The following is a 20,047-nucleotide window of genomic DNA, read 5'->3' on the forward strand; positions in this document are numbered from 1 at the left end:
ACTTGCGTCTTCCCTGATCATTCACTTTCGGCGGACACCACCATGTTGGACAAGGTTCTTATCGCCAACCGCGGCGAGATCGCTCTTCGCATCCTGCGGGCCTGCAAGGAGCTCGGGATCAAGACGGTTGCGGTCCACTCCAAGGCCGACCGCGAACTGATGCACGTGCGGCTCGCCGATGAGGCGGTGTGCATCGGCCCCGCTTCCTCGGCCCAGTCCTACCTCAATATCCCCTCGCTGATCAGCGCGGCCGAGGTGACCGACGCCAGCGCCATCCACCCCGGCTACGGCTTCCTCTCCGAGAATGCCGACTTTGCCGAGCAGGTCGAGCGTTCCGGCTTCACCTTCATCGGCCCGCGCGCCGAGACCATTCGCCTGATGGGCGACAAGGTCAGCGCCATCGAAGCGATGAAGAAGGCCGGCGTGCCCACGGTGCCAGGCTCCGACGGGCCGCTGGGCGACGATGAAGGCGAGCTGCTGGCCACCGCCCGGCGCATCGGCTACCCGGTGATCATCAAGGCCGCCGCCGGCGGCGGCGGACGTGGCATGCGCGTGGTGCACACCGAAGCCCACCTGATCTCCGCGGTCACGGTAACCCGCACCGAGGCCCACTCGGCCTTCGGCGACGGCACCGTGTACATGGAGAAGTTCCTCGAGAAGCCGCGTCACGTCGAGGTTCAGGTGCTGGCCGACGGCCAGGGCAATGCCATCCACCTGTATGACCGCGACTGCTCGCTGCAGCGCCGCCACCAGAAGGTGCTGGAAGAAGCACCCGCGCCGGGCCTTGATCCGGACGCCCGCGCCAAGGTGCTGGAAGCCTGTCGCGAAGCCTGCGTGGAAATCGGCTACCGCGGCGCCGGCACCTTCGAGTTCCTCTACGAGGACGGTGAGTTCTTCTTTATCGAGATGAACACCCGCGTCCAGGTGGAGCACCCGGTCACCGAGATGGTCACCGGCGTGGATATCGTGCGCGAGCAGCTGCGCATCGCCTCCGGCCTGCCGCTGTCGATCCGCCAGGAAGATGTCGAGCTCAACGGCCACGCCTTTGAGTGCCGCATCAACGCCGAGGATCCTCGCACCTTCATGCCTTCTCCGGGCAAGGTCACGCTGTACCACCCTCCGGGTGGTCTCGGCGTGCGCATGGACTCCCACCTGTACACCGGCTACACGGTGCCGCCCCACTACGACTCGCTGATCGGCAAGCTGATCACCTGGGGCGCCGACCGCGAGACCTCGCTGACGCGCATGCGCAACGCCCTGGACGAGCTGCTGGTGGAAGGCATCAAGACCAACACCGACCTGCACAAGGACCTGGTGCGCGACGGCTACTTCCAGCAGGGTGGCGTCAATATTCACTACCTCGAGAAGAAGCTCGCGCAGTAGCACGGCGGCTTTGTACCAAGAGCGTGACAACGGGGCGGCCCAGGCCGCCCCGTTGACGTTGCACCAGACCGAAGAGGAATACCGCCATGCCCTGGCTTCAACTCAAGGCCGAGGTCCCACCACAGCAGGCGGAACTGCTGGAGGAACTGCTGCTGGCCGAAGGCGCCACCGCGATCACCCTGCAGGACGCCCACGACGATCCGGTGTTCGAGCCGGACCGGGGCACCACCCCACTGTGGGACCAGACCATTCTCACCGGTCTCTACGATGACCTCGACGGCCTGGCGGACATGCTCGAGCGTCTGTCTGCCGCCTGGGCAGAATCCCTGCCCGGCGAGCCCTGCCCGGTCATCGAGCACGAGCTGATCGATGACCGCGACTGGGAGCGCGAGTGGATGGACAGCTTCGAGCCCCTGCGCATGGGTCAGCGACTGTGGATCGTGCCGAGCTGGCACCAGCCGCCCGAGGATGACGCGGTCAATCTGCATCTGGACCCGGGCCTGGCCTTCGGTACCGGCACCCATCCCACCACCGCGCTGTGTCTCGAGTGGCTCGATGGGCTGGCGCTCGACGGCGAACTCGACGGCATCGAACTGCTCGACGTCGGCTGTGGCTCCGGCATCCTTGCCATCGCCGCACTCAAGCTGGGTGCCGCCCGAGCCATCGGCACCGACATCGACCCGCAGGCGCTCAGCGCCAGTCGTGACAACGCCGAGCGCAACGCCATCGACGAGTCGCGCCTGACGTTGCGCTACCCGGAGCAGATGGGCGAGGAGCGCTTCACCCTGGTGGTGGCCAATATCCTGGCCGGTCCGCTGGTGGAACTGGCCCCGACCATCGCCGGCCATGTCGCCGACGGTGGTCGCCTGGCGCTGTCTGGCATCCTCGAGGCCCAGGCCGACGAGGTGATCGACGCCTACCGCCACGAGGGACTTTTCATGGACGAGCCGGAAGTCCGTGAAGGCTGGGTGCGGCTTAGCGGCCGGCGCCCCACCAAGGACTGAACATCGCGCCACGAGAGGCTGTCACCGGGCAGCCTTTCGCATTAAAACGTCTCGAACACGCCTTCACCAACGGTGCTTCGAGGCGTATGATATGCAGCCCCGGAACGACGGCAGCTCCCATGTCAGACCACGATCCCAGATCCCCCATGGTGCAACAGCAAGATTCAGGCATCACCACCTGCATTGGCCCGCATCAGCTGGCCGGCCCGGTGATCCTTGCACCTATGGCCGGGGTCACCGACCGCCCCTTCCGCGCGCTCTGTCGTCGCCTGGGCTCGGGACTGGTGGTGGGCGAGATGGTCACCTCCGATCCCAGCCTGTGGCACACCCGCAAGTCGCGCCTGCGCATGGACCACCGGGGCGAACCCGGCCCCAGGGCGGTGCAGATCGCCGGCGGCGACGCCGAGATGCTGGCCACCGCCGCCCGCCTCAACGCCGAACAGGGCGCCGAGATCATCGACATCAACATGGGCTGTCCGGCCAAGAAGGTCTGCAACAAGGCCGCGGGCTCTGCCCTGCTGCGGGACGAAGCGCTGGTGGCGGAGATCCTCGATGCGGTGGTGGCCGCCGTCGACGTGCCGGTGACCCTGAAGATCCGCACCGGCTGGTGCGCCGAATCCAACAACGCGGTGCGCATCGCCCGGCTGGCGGAAGATGCCGGTATCCAGGCGCTGGCCGTCCACGGCCGTCATCGCCAGCAACGCTATCAGGGCGAAGCCGAGTACGAGACCATCGCCGAGGTGGCATCAAGGGTCAGCATCCCCGTCTTTGCCAACGGCGATATCACGTCTCCCGAAAAGGCTCGGCGCGTACTCGACTATACTGGTGCGGATGCGGTGATGGTGGGTCGAGGCGCCCAGGGCAACCCCTGGATCTTCCGCGAGATCAGCCACTATCTGCGCCATGGCGAAATCCTGCCGGCGCCTTCCGACGCGGAACGACGCGACGTCCTCGGCTCTCACCTCGATGCCCTGCACGCCTTCTACGGTGACCATATGGGCGTGCGCATCGCGCGCAAGCATCTGGGTTGGTACCTGTCCAGCGATCGACGCCTCGACGACGATGGCCGTCGCCAGCTCAAGGCCACCTTCAACGGCCTGACCTCGACCCAGGCCCAGCGCGACTTTATCGACGAACTCTTTCGTCACGACCCCGCCAGCGCCCCCGAGCGCGTGGCCAGGGCCGTGGCACACCATGGAACCCGTGCCGCATGACCAGCCAGCAACCCATCGACCAGTCGGTGTCCGCCTCCAAACTCGACACCTCTCAGCGTGGCCTCGACGGCCTGGCACCCTCCGCACCGCAGGCCAGTGACGAACGTCCCCTGCGCGAGGCCGTGTTCGCCGCCATGGAACGCTACTTCGACCATCTCGACGGCGGCACCGTCACCGACCTCCACGCCATGGTGATGGCCGAGGTCGAGGCGCCTCTGCTGTCGTCGGTGCTCGTCTACACCAACGGCAACCAGACCCGTGCCGCAGAGATGCTCGGACTCAACCGTGGCACCCTGCGCAAGAAGCTCAAGCACTACGAACTGATCTGACCCGACCCCAAGGGAGCCCACGGCTCCCTTTTCTGCGCCAAGGCGCCCTTCGCTTCCCTTCGCAACAGAGACATCCCCATGGCCCAGCCCTCCTCTCTCGCCGTTCGTCGCGCCCTGATCAGCGTGTCGGACAAGACCGGTATCGTCGACTTCGCCCGCGCCCTCGCCGACATGGGCGTCGAATTGCTGTCCACCGGCGGCACCTACCGCCTGCTGGCCGACAACGCCATCGCCGTCACCGAGGTGTCCGAGCACACCGGGTTTCCCGAGATCATGGATGGCCGTGTCAAGACCCTGCACCCCAGGATCCACGGCGGCATCCTCGGGCGTCGCGGCCAGGACGACGAGGTCATGGCCGAGCATGACATCGCGCCCATCGACATGGTGGTGGTCAACCTCTACCCCTTTGCCGCCACCGTGGCGCGTCCTGACTGCAGCCTGGAAGACGCCATCGAGAACATCGACATCGGCGGCCCCACCATGGTGCGCGCCTGCGCCAAGAATCATGCTTACACCAGCATCGTGGTCAACGCCGACGACTACGACCGGGTGATCGCAGAGATGCGTGACAACGGCGGCGCGCTGGCCCAGGCCACCCGCTTCGACCTGGCGGTCAAGGCCTTTGAACACACCGCCGGCTACGACGGTGCCATCGCCGACTATCTTGGCCGTCGGGTCGAGGGAGCAGAGGACGGTTTCCCGCGCACCTACAACCTGCAGCTGACCAAGAAGCAGTCCATGCGTTACGGCGAGAACCCCCACCAGCAGGCGGCGTTCTACGTGGAAGAAGGCGCCAGCGAACCCAGCGTCTCCACCGCCGTCACCCTGCAGGGCAAGCCGCTGTCGTTCAACAACGTGGCCGACACCGATGCCGCGCTCGAGTGCGTCAAGAGCTTCGACGACACCGCCTGTGTCATCGTCAAGCACGCCAATCCCTGCGGCGTGGCCGTGGGCGAGAGCGCTCTTGCGGCCTACGACAAGGCCTTCGCCACCGATCCCACCAGCGCCTTTGGCGGCATCATCGCCTTCAACGTGCCGCTGGACGCCGACACCGCCCGCGCCATCATCGATCGTCAGTTCGTCGAGGTGATCATCGCCCCCGGGGTCAGCGACGAGGCCCAGGCCATCGTCGCCGAGAAGAAGAACGTGCGCCTGCTCGACGTCAGCGCCAACTGGCCCGGCCAGATGGCACCGGCCCACGACCTCAAGCGCGTCACCGGCGGTCTGCTGGTCCAGGACCGCGATCTGGGCACGGTCACCCGCGACGACCTGACAGTGGTCTCCGAGCGCGTGCCCTCGGAGCAGGAGATGCGTGACCTGGCCTTCGCCTGGAAGGTCGCCAAGTTCGTCAAGTCCAACGCCATCGTCTACGTCAAGGAAGGCCAGACCATCGGCGTCGGCGCCGGCCAGATGAGCCGTGTCTACTCGGCCCGCATCGCCGGCATCAAGGCCGCCGACGAAGGCCTCTCGGTGCCCGGCTCGGTGATGGCCAGCGACGCCTTCTTCCCCTTCCGTGACGGCATCGACGCCGCCGCCAGCGCCGGCATCACCGCGGTGATCCAGCCCGGCGGCTCCATGCGTGACCAGGAGGTCATCGACGCCGCCAACGAGGCCGGCATCGCCATGGTGTTTACCGGTATGCGCCACTTCCGCCACTGACGCGGTCGCGTGGCGGCACGGCGGGGCCCCAGGTCCCGCCGGTTCCGGCCCACCCAGGAGCCGCCCGCCAATCTAAGCGCCAATCTAAGCGCCAATCTACGACAAGGGCCCCGACGCAATGCGTCGGGGCCCTTGTGTGTGTGCTATCGCTGAGCGCGCTGCCGCCACCTGCAGGATGGCGGCAGTCTGAGGCTTACTCGCCGAGGTCGATGCACAGGTACTTGGTCTCGAGGAACTCGGCCAGGCCCTGGTGCCCGCCTTCGCGACCGAGGCCGGAGGCCTTGACCCCACCGAAGGGCGCCGCGGCGTTGGAGATCAGGCCGGTATTGATGCCGACCATACCGTACTCGAGGGCGTCGGCCACTCGCCACACCCGGCCCAGGTCCTTCGAGTAGAAGTAGGCCGCCAGACCGAACTCGGTGTCGTTGGCCAGTTCGATGGCGTCCTCCTCGTCATCGAACGGGAATACCGCCGCCAGCGGACCGAAGGTCTCTTCCCGGGCCACCTTCATCTCGCTGGTGGCACCGCTGACCAGGGTCGGCGTGAAGTAGTTGCCACCCAGCGGATGGGGGTGACCACCGATCCACAGCTCGGCACCCTTGTCCACCGCGTCCTGGACATGCTCGTTGACCTTGCCCACTGCCTTGTCGTCGATCAGCGGTCCGATGTTGACACCCTCGGTGGTGCCGTCGCCGACCGTCAGTTCGCTGTTCATGGCCACCGCCAGCTTCTCGCTGAAGGCGTTGATGACGCTGGACTGCACCAAAAAGCGATTGGTACACACGCAGGTCTGGCCGGCATTGCGGAACTTGGCCGCCATGGCGCCGTCCACCGCCGCGTCCAGATCGGCGTCCTCGAACACAATGAACGGTGCGTTGCCGCCAAGCTCCAGCGAGATCTTCTGGATATGCTGGGCCGCCTGGGACATCAGGGTACGCCCCACCTCGGTGGAACCGGTGAAGGTGATCTTGCGCACCACCGGTGATTCGGTCAGGGCCGCGGCGATCTCGCTGGCCGACCCCGGCACCACGTTGAACACCCCACGCGGTACCCCGGCGCGCTCGGCAAGCAGCGCAAGCGCGGTGGCCGACAGCGGGGTCTGACTGGCCGGCTTGACCACGATGGTGCAGCCTGCCGCCAGGGCCGCGCCAGCCTTGCGGGTGATCATGGCGGCGGGGAAGTTCCAGGGCGTGATGGCGCCGCAGACACCCACCGGCTGCTTGGTCACCACGATACGCTGGTTGGCCTTGGCCGCCGGAATGGTCTCACCGTAGACCCGGCGTCCTTCCTCGGCGAACCAGCGCAGGAAACTGGCGGCATAGACGATCTCGCCGGCGGCTTCCTTGAGCGGCTTGCCCTGTTCGAGGGTCATGATGGTGGCCAGCTCGTCCTGATGTTCGAGCATCAGCTCGTACCACTTCATCAGGATGTCTGCCCGCTCCTGGGCCGTCAGCGCGCGCCAGGCCGGCAAGGCGGCGTCGGCCGCGTCGATCGCCGCCTCGGTCTCGGCGCGACCCAGGCGAGGCATCTGGGCGATGGTCTCGCCACTGGCCGGATTGACGATGTCGATCTGCTCCCCGCTGTCGGCCGCCACCCAGCTTCCGTCGATATAGGCAAAGGGGCGAAACAGCGGCATGTCGTTAAGGGCTTTCATGAAGGCTCCTGGCTCGGGCTTGACGGAAAACTGCATTGACTGGCGACGACGCTTCAGCGACTGCGCGACGACGATATAGCTTTCATGCTAAGCGTTCCGCTGGCCGATCGCCAACTCGAAGCCGTCGCCTCAACTCACCGAATCCTGATCCCGCGGCGCCCTCGAGGCCGACAGCGTGATCGATACCGAGTCGGCAAAGCGCAGCGCATGGGGCTTGTCGATCTCCACCTGGGTGGTCAGCACCTGCTCGTGACTCATGATCAGGTCCAGCACTTCGCGGGTCATCCGCTCCAGCAGCTGAAAGCGGTTCTCCTCCACCAGCGCGATCACCTGTTTGGTGATGGTGCGGTAGTTGAGCGCCTGTTCGATATGATTGAACGCCACCGCCTTGTCGGCGCGGTAGCGGATCACCGCATTGATCACCACGTCCTGGCGATTGAGGATCTCCTCCTCCTTGATGCCGATGAAGGTCCTCAACCGCAGGTTCTTGATGCGGATGGTGGCAAGGTCGTGATCCAGGTGCTGGTCACCCAGTACATGCAGGGACATGGCCCCTCCCGTGCGTCATGCTTGAAAGCGGTAAACGAAAAGCATCGGCTTCAGCGCTTCGTGCGGCGGCCGTAGAACCGGCTCCTCAGCGGCTGTTGACCAACGTCAGGAACTCCTGACGGGTGCTCGGCTTCTCGCGGAAGGCCCCCAGCATCACCGAGGACGTCATGCTGGAATTCTGCTTTTCGACCCCTCGCATCATCATGCACAGGTGTCGCGCCTCCACCACCACGGCCACGCCCCGGGCATCGGTGACCTGCAGCACGGCATCGGCGATCTGACGGGTCAGATTCTCCTGGATCTGCATGCGGCGGGCGTACATGTCGACGATCCGGGCAAACTTGGACAGTCCCAGCACCTTGCCGTTGGGCAGGTAGGCGATATGGCACTTGCCGATGAAGGGCAGCAAGTGATGCTCGCACATGGAGTACAGCTCGATGTCCTTGACCAGCACCATCTCGTCGGTCTCGGACGAAAACACCGCACCATTGACGATCTCTTCCAGCGACTGGGTGTAGCCGCGGTTGAGAAACTGCATGGCCTTGGCAGCACGCTTGGGCGTATCCACCAACCCTTCTCGCTCCGGGTCTTCGCCCAGTTCCTCAATGATGTGTCGATAGTGATTGGCGAGTTCGTCAGTCATGATCCAGCCCTTCAGGGGAGTCGTCGGCTCGGGCGAACACCAGGCGGCCCGCCTGGCTCCACAAAACCTGTACAAAGAATTTTTGAAGTATAGCTTTTGCATTGCGTGAGCGATAGTCTACCGCAGCGTGTCGCCTTCCGCAGTTCGCCTGGCGTTTTTGCCCACCGTCCCCCCCCCCCCCCATCATTGGCGAGAAATCGGCGCGACACCCGGTCTTGCCACAGCCCGCGGCAAAAGCCCGTTGCCAAGGTCTATTGGGAGATTGCCGCCACCGTCGCGACGAGGTACGTGACAGAGAGTCGCGCAACGAGAGCGATAGCTGTCCACCCGACAGCCCTGTGCTATCGTCATCAGGTTGTCCATGTGCCAGGCGACACTGTCGGTGGCATGCCTCCATGCAGCTACCCGTCCTGTTGCCCGCATTTCGCCAGCCATATCGCGAGAATCGCCAATGCCTGCCCTTCGCCGCCTGCTTGCCCGGCCCAGCACGCCCCTCGTCGCCATTCTGACCTTCAGCGCCCTGACCAGCATGACGCCCGCTATGGCGGACAGCCTGGAGCTACCCGCCCAGGCACGCATCGACGTCAGCATTATCGAAGGCATCGACCTCGACTCCGCCGGACAGCGGCTAGATGATGTCATGCTCAAGCCCGCCGCCGATGCCGAGGGACGCACCGACCTGCCTCACTACTGCGTGCTGGTCGGCGACGCCAAGCGCGATGGCCAACGCCTGCGTATCACCACCGAGGCCCTCACCTGCGTCGAGACCGATGGCGGCGAAAGCCACATCTACTCCGGCGAACTCATCGCCGGCGCCTATGACGAGGATGGCCAGTTCGGCATCGCCGCCTGCGATGACGACGGCTGCCGCCTGGACGCCGACCGCGTGTTTCAGCTGGAACTGACCGAACCGCTGGCCATCGAGCAGATGCCCAACCCGTCTGCGCAGCTTAACGCCGAACGTCGTGGCGAAGACGCCGACAACGAAGCCAAGCAGGCCACCCCGTCGAGCCAGACCACTCCGTCCGAGTAGCGGCACCTATGGCGGACAGCACAAGACGTCCGCCAGCCCCCATCTGTCAGCCACCCGCCAGCCAGCGCTCGGAATCCGCCAGGGCCAGGCGTTGATGCTCCAGCTGGCGGATGTGCTCGTCCCAGTAGCCGGCGTCGGCGACCCAGGGAAACGCCCGGGGAAAGGCCGGATCGTTCCAGCGCGCCACCACCCAGGCGCTATGGCGCATCAACCTCAAGGCGCGCAGCGGTTCGATCAGGGCGAGCTGCTGGCGATCGAAATCGATCACCTGCTCGTAGCCCTCGATCACCTCCGATAGCTGCATCGCCCTTTCCTCCGGTCCCTGGGCGGTGAACAGCATCCACAGGTCCTGTACCGCCGGCGCCATCATCGCGTCGTCGAAATCGACCAGCGCAAAGCGATCCTCCCGCCCCAGCATATTGCCGATGTGGCAGTCGCCGTGAACCCTCTGCATGGGTGCACTGACACCCGCGGGTGGTGCCAGCGCCTCGATCAACTGCTGCGAGATGCGCTCGTAGGCCTTGCGCTGACGCTCGCTCAACCAGGGACTCTCGAGTACCGTGCGACGGGCCTGCTCGGCCATGGCGCGGGGCTCCTGCCGACAGCGATGGGCGAACTCACCGCGCCGGCCCACCTCGTGGACGCGTCCTATCAGCTCACCCAGGGCGAACAGATGGTCGGGGTTCTCGAGCTCAGGCGCCTGGCCGGGCAGGTGGGGAAACAGCGCCACGCGGTAGCCCCCCGCCCGATGCAGACTCTCGCCAGCGTCGTTGCGCCAGGGGGCCGCCACCGCCACCCCGGCATCGTCGAGCTCACGCAGGAAGGCGTGCTCCTCGCCGATGGCCTCATCGCTCAACCGGTCGGGGCGGTAGAACTTGGCCACCCAACGCTTGCGGTCATCGTCCTGCACCAGATAGACGCGGTTCTCGTAGCTGTTGAGCGCAAAGGGCTCGCCGGGCAGCCACAGGCCCAGTGATTCGATCGCCTCCACCACGCGCTGCGGAGAAAGTTCACTGAAGGGCGTGGGGGTCGTGGTCATGGGGGCTCCGGGTAAAAGCACAAATATCAAACGAGGCGAGAGGCGCCGAGCTTAACAGAGCCAGGGTGGCGGCGTCCTCGCCAGCGCCCAGGCGTCTACCCGGCGCGCCCCCGCCCGGCGACAGGCCTGCGCCAGCCGCTCAAGGGTGGCCCCGGTGGTCATGACGTCATCGACCAGCGCCACGTGCCGAGGCAGCCCTGACGCGATACCAAACATGCCCGACGCGATGCGACGGCGGGCCCGCGAACCGAGCTCATGCTGGGGGCGATCATCGCGGCGCCGCCAGGCCCGCCTCACCGGCACGCCGAGCCGGCGCCCCAGCTCGCAGGCCAGCCACTGGCCCTGATCGAAGCCAAAGCGCCTGGCCCTGACGGGATGACGCGGCACCCCGATCAGAGCGTCAGGCACGCCATTCTCGCCCACGAGGGATGCCTCGAGAAACAGTGCGACCAGCAACTGGGCGCTGGGCAGATGGGCCTCGGCCTTGAAGCGCTGGACGAGACGTCTGATCTCGTCGCGGTAGATCAGCGGCGTCCGCACCTCATGGAAGCTTAAGGGCTCCACCAGACAGCGACCGCACAGGCGTTCACCCGCCGGACGCCGCCAGCGGTGCTCGGGCAAGGGTTCGCCACAGCCCTCGCAGGGACAACGATTGAGTTCAAGCCCTCGGCGGCAGGGATCACACAGCAGGACGGTCACAGGACCCGGCGCAGCAATCACCGCGAGCCCCGATCTTGACCCTGACCCTGGCCCTGGCCCTGGCCCTGGCGCTAGGGTCGCCAGGCAGAACAGGCAGCGATCCGCCATCAGCTTCGCCACGCCATGGTCAACCTTGCCGATCACGCAGGTTGACAGCTTCGCCATACCACTTATCCTTGTCGTCAACCAATCCGATTTTAAAAAGTTGACCATAGCGAGACACCCATGTCTGCCGACTCGACGTCCACAGTTTCCACCCTAGCCGCCGATGCCGCCCCCCGTCACGACTGGACGCTCGATGAGATCGAAGCGCTGTTCGCCCTGCCCTTCAATGATCTGCTGTTCAAGGCCCAGTGCGTCCACCGCCAGCACTTCGATGCCAACGCCGTTCAGGTCTCGACCCTGTTGTCGATCAAGACCGGCGCCTGCCCCGAGGACTGCAAGTACTGCCCTCAGTCTGGCCACTACAACACCGGCCTGGACAAGGAGAAGCTGCTCGAGATCGAAAAGGTGGTGGAGCAGGCGAAGTCCGCACTCGATGCCGGTGCCAGCCGTTTCTGCATGGGCGCCGCCTGGCGCAGCCCGCGCCAGCGGGATCTCGAGGTGGTCATCGAAATGGTGAAAAGGGTCAAGGCGCTGGGGCTCGAGACCTGCATGACCCTCGGCATGGTCGACGAAGCCCAGGCCCACCAGCTGGCCGACGCCGGCCTCGACTACTACAACCACAATCTGGATACCTCGCCTGAGTACTACGGCGAGATCATTACCACGCGCAGCTACGCCGATCGCCTCGACACCCTGGGCAATGTGCGCCAGGCCGGCATGAAGATCTGCTCCGGCGGCATCCTCGGCATGGGCGAGACCGCTCGCGATCGCGCGGGGCTGCTCAGGCAGCTGGCCAACCTGTCACCGCACCCGGAGTCGGTACCGATCAACATGCTGGTCAAGGTCCCCGGCACGCCCCTGGAGGACGTCGAGGACCTGGACCCCATCGAGTACCTGCGCGCCATCGCGGTGGCCCGCATCATGATGCCGAAGAGCCACGTGCGACTGTCCGCCGGGCGGGAGCAAATGGACGAGTCGACCCAGGCACTGGCCTTCATGGCCGGCGCCAACTCGATCTTCTACGGCGACACCCTGCTGACCACCGGCAACCCACAGGTCGAGCGTGACCGCGCGCTGTTCGACAAGCTTGGCCTGCATCCGGAACGTCGCGACACCTGTGCCAGTGACGACGAACGCGAACAGGTCCTGGCCCGGCAGATCGAGCGCCAGGCCAGGGAAGCCAGCAGCGCCCAGTTCTATGACGCTGCGGTCTAGCCCCATGTGCGCCCGCTGCCAGCCCTGCGCTAGTGCGGTGCGTCCCCGCCAGGAGCCCACCCCATGAGCGCAGACTGGCATTCCCACCTGCGCCAGAGTGCCCAGGCACGCCACGAGGCGCATCGCTGGCGTCAGCGCCGTGTCCATCGGCAGGACGCGCAGCGACTCGACATGGCCGGCAATGACTATCTCGGCCTGGCCGCTGACCCGCGTCTGGCCGAGGCCGCCGCCGATGGTGCGCGGCGCTTCGGCACCGGGGCCCGTGCCTCACATCTGGTCACCGGACACAGCACGGTGCACGAGGCACTCGAAGAAGCCCTGGCACGCCTCACCGGACGCCCCCGGGCGCTGCTGTTCTCCACCGGCTACATGGCCAACCTGGGGGTGATACAGGCGCTCTGCGACAGCGGCGTGCATCTTCTGCAGGACCGGCTGAATCACGCCTCCCTGATCGACGGTGCCCGGCTGTCCGGGGCCCGCTCACGGCGCTATCACCACAACGACCTTGATGACCTGGCGCGCCTGCTGGATCGGGTGCCGGACGCCAGCCGCCGCCTGGTCATCAGCGACGGTGTCTTCAGCATGGACGGGGACTGCGCCGACGTCGACGGCCTGGCCGAGCTCAGCCGGCGCCACGGCGCCTGGCTGATGATCGACGATGCTCACGGCATCGGCGTGCTGGGCGAAAACGGCGACGGCAGCGTCGGGCGACGACTCGGCTGCGAGCGGGTCCCCGTGCTGGTCGGCACCCTGGGCAAGGCGCTCGGCACCGCCGGTGCCTTCGTCGCCGGCGATGACGCCCTGATCGAGCATCTGATCCAGTTCGCCCGCCCTTACATCTACACCACCGCCCTGCCCCCGCCGGTGGCGGCGGCGACGCTACAGTCTCTCGAGATACTGGCCGGCGAACCCGAGCGTCGCCGCCATCTCGATGGGCTGATCGCGCGATTCCGCCGCGAGGCCACCAGCCTGAAGCTGCCGCTGATGGCGTCGGCCACCCCCATCCAGCCGATCCTGCTCGGTGATGAGCAGCGCACCCTGGACTGGGCCAGTACCCTCGAGGACGCCGGCATTCGGGTGGGCGCCATTCGCCCGCCGACGGTCCCCGCCGGCGCCTCAAGGCTGCGTGTCACCCTGAGCGCCGCCCATGACGACCACGACATCGACCGTCTGCTCGAGGCGCTCTTGACCTGCCAGAAGCAGGAGTCGGCCACCTGCGCAGGGGCATCCCGATGATCCGGCTGGTTCTGCTGTCCGGTTGGGCCATCGACGCCAGAATCTGGTCACCGCTGGCGAGCCATTGGGGAACCTCGGTGACGGTGGAGGCCATCGACTGGCCTGGGATAGGCGGCAGGCCCACGCTTGCAGACGCAGGTGTCTCGGACGCAGACGCCTCAGACGCAGACACGGGGCTTTTCCAGCAGCAGGCACACCCGCCGTCTGGCCTTCAGACGCTGGCGAAGGCCATGGGGCCTTCCCTGTCGTCCCGCGACGGCGAGCCGGTCATCTGGGTGGGCTGGTCGCTCGGTGCGTTGCAGGCCGCCGCGCTGACCCGGCACCTGCCCGCCCCCGATGGCCTGGTGCTGCTCGGCATGGGCCCGACCTTCTGTCACCCGAACGGGGTGACAACGACCGCGCTGGCTGATTTTCGCGCCGCCTTCCGCCGCGACCCGACCAGGGCCAGAGAGCATTTTCTGCGCTGGCAGCTGTCCGGCGAGCCCTCGCCCCGTGACGCCCTGTGCCGGCTGCGCAGCCTGCTGACGCCTGACATCGGCGCCGATCACGCCACCCTGGAGCAGGGCCTCGCCACCCTGGCAAGCGCCGATATCGGTGACCTGCTTGGCGGCGTGCCAGGCCATGTCTCAGGCCAAGCGCCGGATAATGCAACTCCCGTCCCCGCCACGTCCCTGTGCGGTGCCACGGACCCCCTGCTGGCCCCTGCCGTACGCGCGGCCATGGACGAGCGGATCGAAGGCGCCGGACACTGCCCGATGCTGAGCCAGCCGGCCCGTCTGGCCGAGGCGATTCAGCGACACGCCTTGCGCATGCTAGATGAAGGAAAGGCACCCACCAGCCGTCGCGGGGCTCACTATGGTGACCGCGAAGCTATCGATGCCGACCGCGAAGTCCAGGGGTTTGACGAGGTGACGCCATGAACGCTCCGCTTGTGCAGCGCCAGCTCGAGCCCGCACGCTCCAGCGACACCGCCACGCCGGCCCAGGCTGGCGTCTCCGTAGCGCCCGATGCCACACCCGGTGACTGGCAGCGACGGGTCGCCCGGGCGTTCTCGCGGGCGGCCCCGCGCTACCGAGAACTGGCACGCGCCCAGATGGCAATGGCCGAGACGCTGTGGCCCCACCTGCCAGATCACGCCGAACGGATCCTCGATCTGGGTTGCGGGCCCGGCGACCTGACCCGGGGAGTAGCCCAGCGCTACCCTGACGCCAGCGTGCTGGGGCTGGATCTGTCCGCGGCGATGCTGGCACAGGCTCGCCAAGAGGCATCACCTCATCCGCGTGCCACGGCGTGCGCCTGGGTCTGCGCCGACGCCCAGGCGCTGCCGCTGGCCGATGCCAGTCTCGACCTGGCGATATCCAATCTGGCCATCCAGTGGTGTCCCGACCTGGAGCAGGTGCTGGCGGAACTCCATCGCGTCCTGGCACCTGGGGGACGGGCGGTACTCAACACCCTGCTGCCCGGCACCCTGACAGAGATCGGCCAGGTCTGGCGTCAACCGGGCAAGGCCAGTGGAGTGCTGGACTTCGCAAGCCTCGACGACCACCGGCGAGCAGTGCTTTCCCGCCGCTGGGCCGCCACCGCCTTCGAGCAGCGTGCCGAGCGCTTCTACTACCCGGACCTGGACGCCGTGATGGCCTCGGTCAAGGGCGTCGGCGCCCAGGTCGCCCGTCCCGGCGCCCGTCTGAGCCGTCAGGATATAAGACAGGCGCGGGCCCGCTATGAACACCTGCGCAGACCCGAAGGACTGCCGGTGACCTACCAGCGACTGACCTTGATTCTCGATCGCTGACGCCTGACCACCGCGCCCCTGAGTGAGGTGCCCCATCGTCGTTTCACCGCCACCAAACTTGCAGCACAGGATCCCGCACTCGCCATGCCAAGCTACTTTGTGACCGGCACCGACACCGACGCCGGCAAGACCCTGGCAAGCTCCGGCCTGCTGGCCCTGGCACGCCGCCAGGGCCAGACCACCCTCGGCCTCAAACCGATCGCCTCGGGGTGTGAGTCCACCGCCGAGGGACTGCGTAATATCGACGCCCTGACCCTGCAGGCTCAGAGCGTGCCGTCTGTACCCTATGACGACATCAATCCGTTCGCCTTCGCGCCCCCCATCGCGCCACACCTGGCGGCTCGCTATGCCGGCGAGGACCTGTCCCTCGACCGGCTCTGCCACACGCTGGGGGGAAGCCTTGAGCTCCCCCGTGATCTGATCCTGGTCGAGGGAGCCGGCGGTTATCGGGTCCCGCTCAACGACCAGGAGGACCTGGCGGGGCTCGCCACACGCCTTCAGCTTCCTGTGATCCTGGTGGTGGGACTGAAACTTGGCTGCCTGAACCACGCCCTGCTGACCGCCGAAGCCCTCAAGGCAGATGGCGTCACTTGCGCCGGCTGGATCGGCAACCTTGTCGATCCCGGCGTCGCCGAAGATGAAACCCTCTACCGGGACAACCTCGATCACCTGAAAGCCAGGCTGCCGGGGCCCTGCCTCGGCATCATTCCACGCCTAGATGGCAGCGACCATCGGGCACTGGCCGATCAAGCCGCCGATCATCTTTCGCTGCCATAGCTCGACCTCACAAGCCTCAGCCCCGCCCCCGAGCCGCTCGAAGCGTCCGGGCGGATAGCGGGGCCCTGGCTCGATCGAAGCGAGCGCACCTCACGGAAGTGTTTGACTTGCCAGGCCGGCAACGTAAAATATGCCCCGCCTACCCCGCGTGCGGATGTGGTGGAATTGGTAGACACGCTAGATTTAGGTTCTAGTGCCTTAGCGCGTGGGAGTTCGAGTCTCCCCATCCGCACCATCTTGATTTCCCTCAGCTTTTCCCGAATTCCAGCACATTGTCACGGCGCACTAGATTTTCGGGTGTGACCGGATTGTGACCGAGCCGATTCACTGCTTCCCTCACCCGGTGTGGCGCCAGGTGTGCATATCGCTCCGTCATCGTTATGCTGGAGTGACCGAGCAACTCCTTCACGACTTCCAGCGGCACCCCGTCTGTCACCAGCCATGATGCGGCGGTATGCCTCAAGTCGTGAATGCGCAGATCCTCGAGGCCGGCGCTCTTGCTTGCTTTCTCGAAACCACTGCGCAGCGACTTCACCTGGCCACCGCCTGGCCGGGCGAAGACCCAGGGCGACTGTGGCGCGTTCTCCGCACGCCAGGTCGCCCGCCTCTTGATTGCCGATGCCGCATTGGCGTTCAGCGGCACAACGCGAGGCTTCCCCGACTTCGTGTGCCTGGCGTTGAGCGTGATCGACTCCACTCCTCGCGTCAGGTCCACCCTGGCCCAGTCCAGGTTGAGCAACTCTCCTCGGCGACAGCCGGTGTAGACGGCAACCTCGATAAAGTCAGCGAGGATGTCACCGCTCCGCTGCTGCCGGGCCACCGCGATCAGCCGGCCCGCCTCGGCTCTCGTCAGATACCGCTCCCGGTGGTGTGGCTCCCGCAGCATCCTGCCCTTCACCGGATTCGGAAGATCCCACTCCCATTCACGATTGCAATGATTGATGGCCGAGGACAGGGCCGCCAGTTCGCGGTTGATCGTGGCGTTCGCTCGCCCCTGGTCTTTCCGCTGCCGGCAGTAGGCCTTGATGTCCTGGCCGGTCAGTCCGTTGACCTCCCTGCCCTTGAAGAAAGCCAGCAGGTTCTTCGTCTGCCGCTTCAAGGTCTCCAGGCTGCGCAAGTGCTCCGACCCGCGCAGGTATTCAAGCATCACTTCCTCGAACAGCCGCGGCGGCTTTACCTCCCAGTGCTGTTCTCTATGGGCCTGCGATCGCCACTTGGATTCGATCGCCTTGGCCTCGTTCAGGTCCGTTGAGCCAGTAGAGCGTCTAACTCTTTGGCCGCGTTCTTGGTATGAGGCCCACCAGTACGGTGACCCCTTCCTTCTGTGTGGCATGCAGTTTTCTCCATTTTCTGCACGCCGGGCGCACTGTGAGCGTCATACTCTGGTGCGCCGGCGTCAAGGTCGGCCAGCCGATGAATGCTCCCCAGGGTCACTTTCCGGCCCTTGCCGCTGCTCACGGTTCGCAGCGCCCCCTGGCTCGCCCAGCGCCGTACCGTCCAGTGGCTGACGCCAAGCATCTCGGCGGCCTCGCTGTAGGTCAGAAGCACCTTCTGCATACACCCTCCGCGCAAAAGAAAGCCGCCTCGAGGGCGGCGGTTATCGTTTCAAGTCGAGCCAGGCAACCCAGCCCAACAGGATGAAGAAGGCCAGTGTTTCAAGGCTCATCGCTTACTCCCTCGGCCTCACGCCGACGCTGGTCTCGAAGGCGTGCGAGGCGCTGAACGATGGTGCTGGCAGTCTGGTGCTTGATGCATTGGCAGCCCCCGTTCGTGTGCATGCCATCGGGCTTCTTCACAACGCAGCCTCCATCAGTACAGCCAGGCAGCCCTTCGAACGGCTCGTTCAGAAGCTCGGCATCGCGGCGGGCGAGGCTGGTGGGCAAATCTCTTGCAAATTCGCACAAGGCGCGGTGATCTGCTCCGCTTTCCGCTGATGGCGTGAGGAGGCCCATGGCCCTCGCCTCGGACACCACGTGCCGCAGCGCATCCCTCTCGGCTTCCAGCTCCTGCACTTTCCGCCTCGCACCCTGGTATTGAGTCTGCCAGTAGGTACTGCTCATACCCTTCTCCTCTGCTCTCTGTACGCCCGCCTCGCTTCTCTCAGTACCAGCGCCCCGCCGGCCATGATCAGCAGGCCGAGAATGATGGCCGCGATCATGCCGCCACCAGGCTGATCTTCTTCTCGCGGCCGCAGTGCGCAACACAGGCCCAGGCCTCAATCGTGTCGTACACTCCTGCCTCGCTCTGGTTCGGGGTGTAGCCGCGAGCATCTGGTCGCCACCACATGTGCCATTCTCCGGACCAGATTCGCACTTGGTCGAAGCGCTCCAGCTTCTCGGGGTGCTTCTTGAGGTGCTGGTGTGTCAGCTTCATACCGCCTTCCTCCAAGCCGGTATCCCGTCGAGCGTGCCATCGCGCTGAATCCGCCCGTGCTCGTGCCACTGCCGGATCGCCTCTTGGGCTGCCTCCGGCGCTTTCACCAACCGGTACTGGCCCATCACGGCGCCGAGGCCCGCCGCCACGTGCCGGGCGCTGAACCGCACCGGTAGCCCTTCCCTCACCCTGATCTCCTGCTGCACGGACACCAGGCCGCGCAGCCTGTCTACTCGCTGCATACCCACTCCCTCCACATCTGATCGGCCAGCGCCTGCTCGACAGCCCTGGCGCCGACCTCGCCCCAAACCTCGATGTCGCTGATCCACTCGGCTGGTGTCATGCGGCTCCCTGCCTCAACAGATCATCCTTGTGGCCCGCGCCGTACTGCTGGGCTTCGCCGCCCATCCACTCAACGACGCGATCCACGCTTTCGCCCAGGGCCTGAGCCATCAGCAGGAAGTCGGTCTCGAGGCGGGCTACCGCGTCATCGCCGTCATCAGCCTCGTTCGCCTCGTCAATCAGCGTGTCATCGAAGCGAATTGCCTTGATGGTCAGGTCGTCGTGGAGCACGAAGGTCATACGCCCCTCGAGCCCCAGGGCGAGCTTGCTTGCCTGGCGCCCGCTCTCCAGCAGGTGCTGCATGTCATCGCTGTCCAAGTCCACCTGGCGGCCGCGCACGACTCCGTCATCACCTTTTGCCTTGAGCTCGACCTGATCCCCGATCTGCATGTCGACCGGCCGGCTGCCGGGGTCCGTAAGCCAAGTCGTCATGGCGCGCATCGGAAGGGTCTGCGTAGCAAGCGGTGTGACCTTGAGGCTGCCCAGCGTCTCGCGCATAAGGTCCAGGGCTTCCTCTGCACGCTTGCGGCTCGAGGTGGCCACGCCGATCAGGTTGCGACTCACGTCCCACCACACGTCGAATCGCTGCGTCCGCACGAATGCCCGCGGCAACAGTTCCTCGTAAACCTGCTCCTTGATTGCCTGCTTCTCTTGGCGGCGCAGCTTTCTGCACTCCTCCGCCTCGATCGCCTCGACGCGCTCTTCGACCTCCTCTCGCACTACTGAGACGGGAAGGATTCGCTCTTGCCGGCACATGCTCATGAGGTGATGCCCCTGAAGCTCATGCAGGTAGTGGTCACCGCCGCGCCCGGCCGGCGGCACCCAGCCAACGCGACGTGCTTCGCTGCCACTGAGGGGGCGCAACGCCTGCTCGCCCAGCGCTTGCTCGAGCCACTCCAGGCTTGAGATATGGGCGCTGTGAACGCGGTAGAGATGGAGATTTTTGAACCACATGATCGTGCTCCCATGAAAAAGCCCCGGCGCGTGCCGAGGAGGCTGGA

22 protein-coding genes and 1 tRNA gene are annotated in these 20,047 nt (G+C 65.9%); 13 read left to right on the forward strand and 10 right to left on the reverse strand.

Going from position 1 to position 20,047, the window contains the following annotated elements:
• Positions 1–42: 42 nt before the first annotated feature.
• The 5 genes from accC to purH all read left to right on the forward strand — a co-directional run bounded on the left by accC (position 43) and on the right by purH (position 5,589).
• Positions 43–1,383, forward strand: a complete 1,341-nt coding sequence (accC, locus tag NFG58_RS12480) for an acetyl-CoA carboxylase biotin carboxylase subunit (protein ID WP_045993975.1) — start codon at positions 43–45, stop codon at positions 1,381–1,383.
• Between the two features lie 86 nt (positions 1,384–1,469).
• Complete coding sequence (prmA, locus tag NFG58_RS12485; protein WP_108132870.1) at positions 1,470–2,387, forward strand: 50S ribosomal protein L11 methyltransferase; 918 nt, start codon at positions 1,470–1,472, stop codon at positions 2,385–2,387.
• Positions 2,388–2,533: 146 nt separating this feature from the next.
• Positions 2,534–3,601 carry a tRNA dihydrouridine synthase DusB gene (gene dusB, locus NFG58_RS12490; protein WP_348828135.1) on the forward strand — a complete coding sequence of 356 codons (1,068 nt, stop codon included), beginning with the start codon at positions 2,534–2,536 and terminating at the stop codon, positions 3,599–3,601.
• Positions 3,598–3,930 carry a DNA-binding transcriptional regulator Fis gene (fis, locus tag NFG58_RS12495; RefSeq protein ID WP_045993973.1) on the forward strand — a complete coding sequence of 111 codons (333 nt, stop codon included), beginning with the start codon at positions 3,598–3,600 and terminating at the stop codon, positions 3,928–3,930. Before dusB ends, fis begins: the two co-directional genes overlap by 4 nt.
• A gap of 78 nt (positions 3,931–4,008) precedes the next feature.
• Positions 4,009–5,589, forward strand: a complete 1,581-nt coding sequence (gene purH, locus NFG58_RS12500; RefSeq protein ID WP_108132872.1) for a bifunctional phosphoribosylaminoimidazolecarboxamide formyltransferase/IMP cyclohydrolase — start codon at positions 4,009–4,011, stop codon at positions 5,587–5,589.
• 193 nt (positions 5,590–5,782) lie between these two features.
• Here purH and NFG58_RS12505 read toward each other — a convergent pair whose 3' ends face one another.
• The 3 genes from NFG58_RS12505 to folE all read right to left on the reverse strand — a co-directional run bounded on the left by NFG58_RS12505 (position 5,783) and on the right by folE (position 8,435).
• A complete protein-coding gene (locus tag NFG58_RS12505) occupies positions 5,783–7,243 on the reverse strand; it encodes an NAD-dependent succinate-semialdehyde dehydrogenase (RefSeq protein WP_348814445.1) in 1,461 nt (486 codons plus the stop codon).
• Between the two features lie 129 nt (positions 7,244–7,372).
• Complete coding sequence (gene folX / locus NFG58_RS12510) at positions 7,373–7,792, reverse strand: dihydroneopterin triphosphate 2'-epimerase (RefSeq protein ID WP_045993970.1); 420 nt, start codon at positions 7,790–7,792, stop codon at positions 7,373–7,375.
• Between the two features lie 85 nt (positions 7,793–7,877).
• Positions 7,878–8,435, reverse strand: a complete 558-nt coding sequence (folE, locus tag NFG58_RS12515; protein WP_045993969.1) for a GTP cyclohydrolase I FolE — start codon at positions 8,433–8,435, stop codon at positions 7,878–7,880.
• 451 nt (positions 8,436–8,886) lie between these two features.
• Between folE and NFG58_RS12520 the strand changes: the two genes are divergently transcribed.
• Positions 8,887–9,468 (forward strand): hypothetical protein, encoded by a 582-nt coding sequence (locus NFG58_RS12520; RefSeq protein WP_348826613.1) that lies wholly within the window; start codon positions 8,887–8,889, stop codon positions 9,466–9,468.
• A gap of 46 nt (positions 9,469–9,514) precedes the next feature.
• Here NFG58_RS12520 and NFG58_RS12525 read toward each other — a convergent pair whose 3' ends face one another.
• Positions 9,515–10,507: a serine/threonine protein kinase gene (locus tag NFG58_RS12525; RefSeq protein WP_045993968.1), complete on the reverse strand. Its 993-nt coding sequence runs from the start codon at positions 10,505–10,507 to the stop codon at positions 9,515–9,517.
• A gap of 51 nt (positions 10,508–10,558) precedes the next feature.
• Positions 10,559–11,371, reverse strand: a complete 813-nt coding sequence (locus NFG58_RS12530; RefSeq protein ID WP_348826614.1) for a ComF family protein — start codon at positions 11,369–11,371, stop codon at positions 10,559–10,561.
• 60 nt (positions 11,372–11,431) lie between these two features.
• Here NFG58_RS12530 and bioB point away from each other — a divergent pair, with 60 nt between their 5' ends.
• From bioB to NFG58_RS12560, 6 genes are all read left to right on the forward strand, one after another.
• The gene (gene bioB, locus NFG58_RS12535; RefSeq protein WP_045993967.1) at positions 11,432–12,526 is read left to right on the forward strand and encodes a biotin synthase BioB; all 1,095 of its coding nucleotides are present in this window, start codon (positions 11,432–11,434) and stop codon (positions 12,524–12,526) included.
• A gap of 63 nt (positions 12,527–12,589) precedes the next feature.
• On the forward strand, positions 12,590–13,762 hold the full coding sequence (gene bioF, locus NFG58_RS12540) for an 8-amino-7-oxononanoate synthase (RefSeq protein WP_222516601.1): 1,173 nt from the start codon (positions 12,590–12,592) through the stop codon (positions 13,760–13,762).
• The gene (locus NFG58_RS12545) at positions 13,759–14,682 is read left to right on the forward strand and encodes an alpha/beta fold hydrolase (RefSeq protein ID WP_348826615.1); all 924 of its coding nucleotides are present in this window, start codon (positions 13,759–13,761) and stop codon (positions 14,680–14,682) included. Before bioF ends, NFG58_RS12545 begins: the two co-directional genes overlap by 4 nt.
• Positions 14,679–15,554 carry a malonyl-ACP O-methyltransferase BioC gene (gene bioC / locus NFG58_RS12550; protein ID WP_348826616.1) on the forward strand — a complete coding sequence of 292 codons (876 nt, stop codon included), beginning with the start codon at positions 14,679–14,681 and terminating at the stop codon, positions 15,552–15,554. The genes NFG58_RS12545 and bioC overlap by 4 nt, the downstream gene beginning before the upstream one ends.
• An 84-nt stretch (positions 15,555–15,638) precedes the next feature.
• Positions 15,639–16,331: a dethiobiotin synthase gene (gene bioD / locus NFG58_RS12555; protein WP_348826617.1), complete on the forward strand. Its 693-nt coding sequence runs from the start codon at positions 15,639–15,641 to the stop codon at positions 16,329–16,331.
• Between the two features lie 150 nt (positions 16,332–16,481).
• Positions 16,482–16,566 (forward strand) — tRNA-Leu (locus NFG58_RS12560).
• Positions 16,567–16,578: 12 nt separating this feature from the next.
• Here the strand turns inward: NFG58_RS12560 and NFG58_RS12565 are convergent.
• Together NFG58_RS12565 and NFG58_RS12570 are read right to left on the reverse strand one after the other, a co-directional pair.
• On the reverse strand, positions 16,579–17,478 hold the full coding sequence (locus tag NFG58_RS12565) for a site-specific integrase (RefSeq protein ID WP_052704450.1): 900 nt from the start codon (positions 17,476–17,478) through the stop codon (positions 16,579–16,581).
• A gap of 92 nt (positions 17,479–17,570) precedes the next feature.
• Entirely contained in the window at positions 17,571–17,888 is a 318-nt protein-coding gene (locus tag NFG58_RS12570; protein WP_348826618.1) for a helix-turn-helix domain-containing protein, read from the reverse strand.
• A gap of 80 nt (positions 17,889–17,968) precedes the next feature.
• Between NFG58_RS12570 and NFG58_RS12575 the strand changes: the two genes are divergently transcribed.
• The gene (locus tag NFG58_RS12575) at positions 17,969–18,265 is read left to right on the forward strand and encodes a hypothetical protein (RefSeq protein WP_348826619.1); all 297 of its coding nucleotides are present in this window, start codon (positions 17,969–17,971) and stop codon (positions 18,263–18,265) included.
• Positions 18,266–18,485: 220 nt separating this feature from the next.
• On the opposite strand, the gene NFG58_RS12580 is transcribed toward NFG58_RS12575, so the two are convergent.
• The 3 genes from NFG58_RS12580 to NFG58_RS12590 form a co-directional block, all read right to left on the reverse strand.
• Positions 18,486–18,704, reverse strand: coding sequence for a hypothetical protein (locus NFG58_RS12580; RefSeq protein WP_348826620.1), 219 nt, complete (start codon positions 18,702–18,704; stop codon positions 18,486–18,488).
• The gene (locus NFG58_RS12585; RefSeq protein ID WP_348826621.1) at positions 18,701–18,946 is read right to left on the reverse strand and encodes a hypothetical protein; all 246 of its coding nucleotides are present in this window, start codon (positions 18,944–18,946) and stop codon (positions 18,701–18,703) included. Before NFG58_RS12585 ends, NFG58_RS12580 begins: the two co-directional genes overlap by 4 nt.
• 97 nt (positions 18,947–19,043) lie before the next feature.
• Positions 19,044–20,000: a recombination-associated protein RdgC gene (locus tag NFG58_RS12590; protein WP_348826622.1), complete on the reverse strand. Its 957-nt coding sequence runs from the start codon at positions 19,998–20,000 to the stop codon at positions 19,044–19,046.
• Positions 20,001–20,047: the final 47 nt, after the last annotated feature.

The sequence above is a fragment of the Halomonas sp. RT37 genome, from assembly GCF_040070525.1.
Lineage (GTDB): Bacteria > Pseudomonadota > Gammaproteobacteria > Pseudomonadales > Halomonadaceae > Halomonas > Halomonas litopenaei.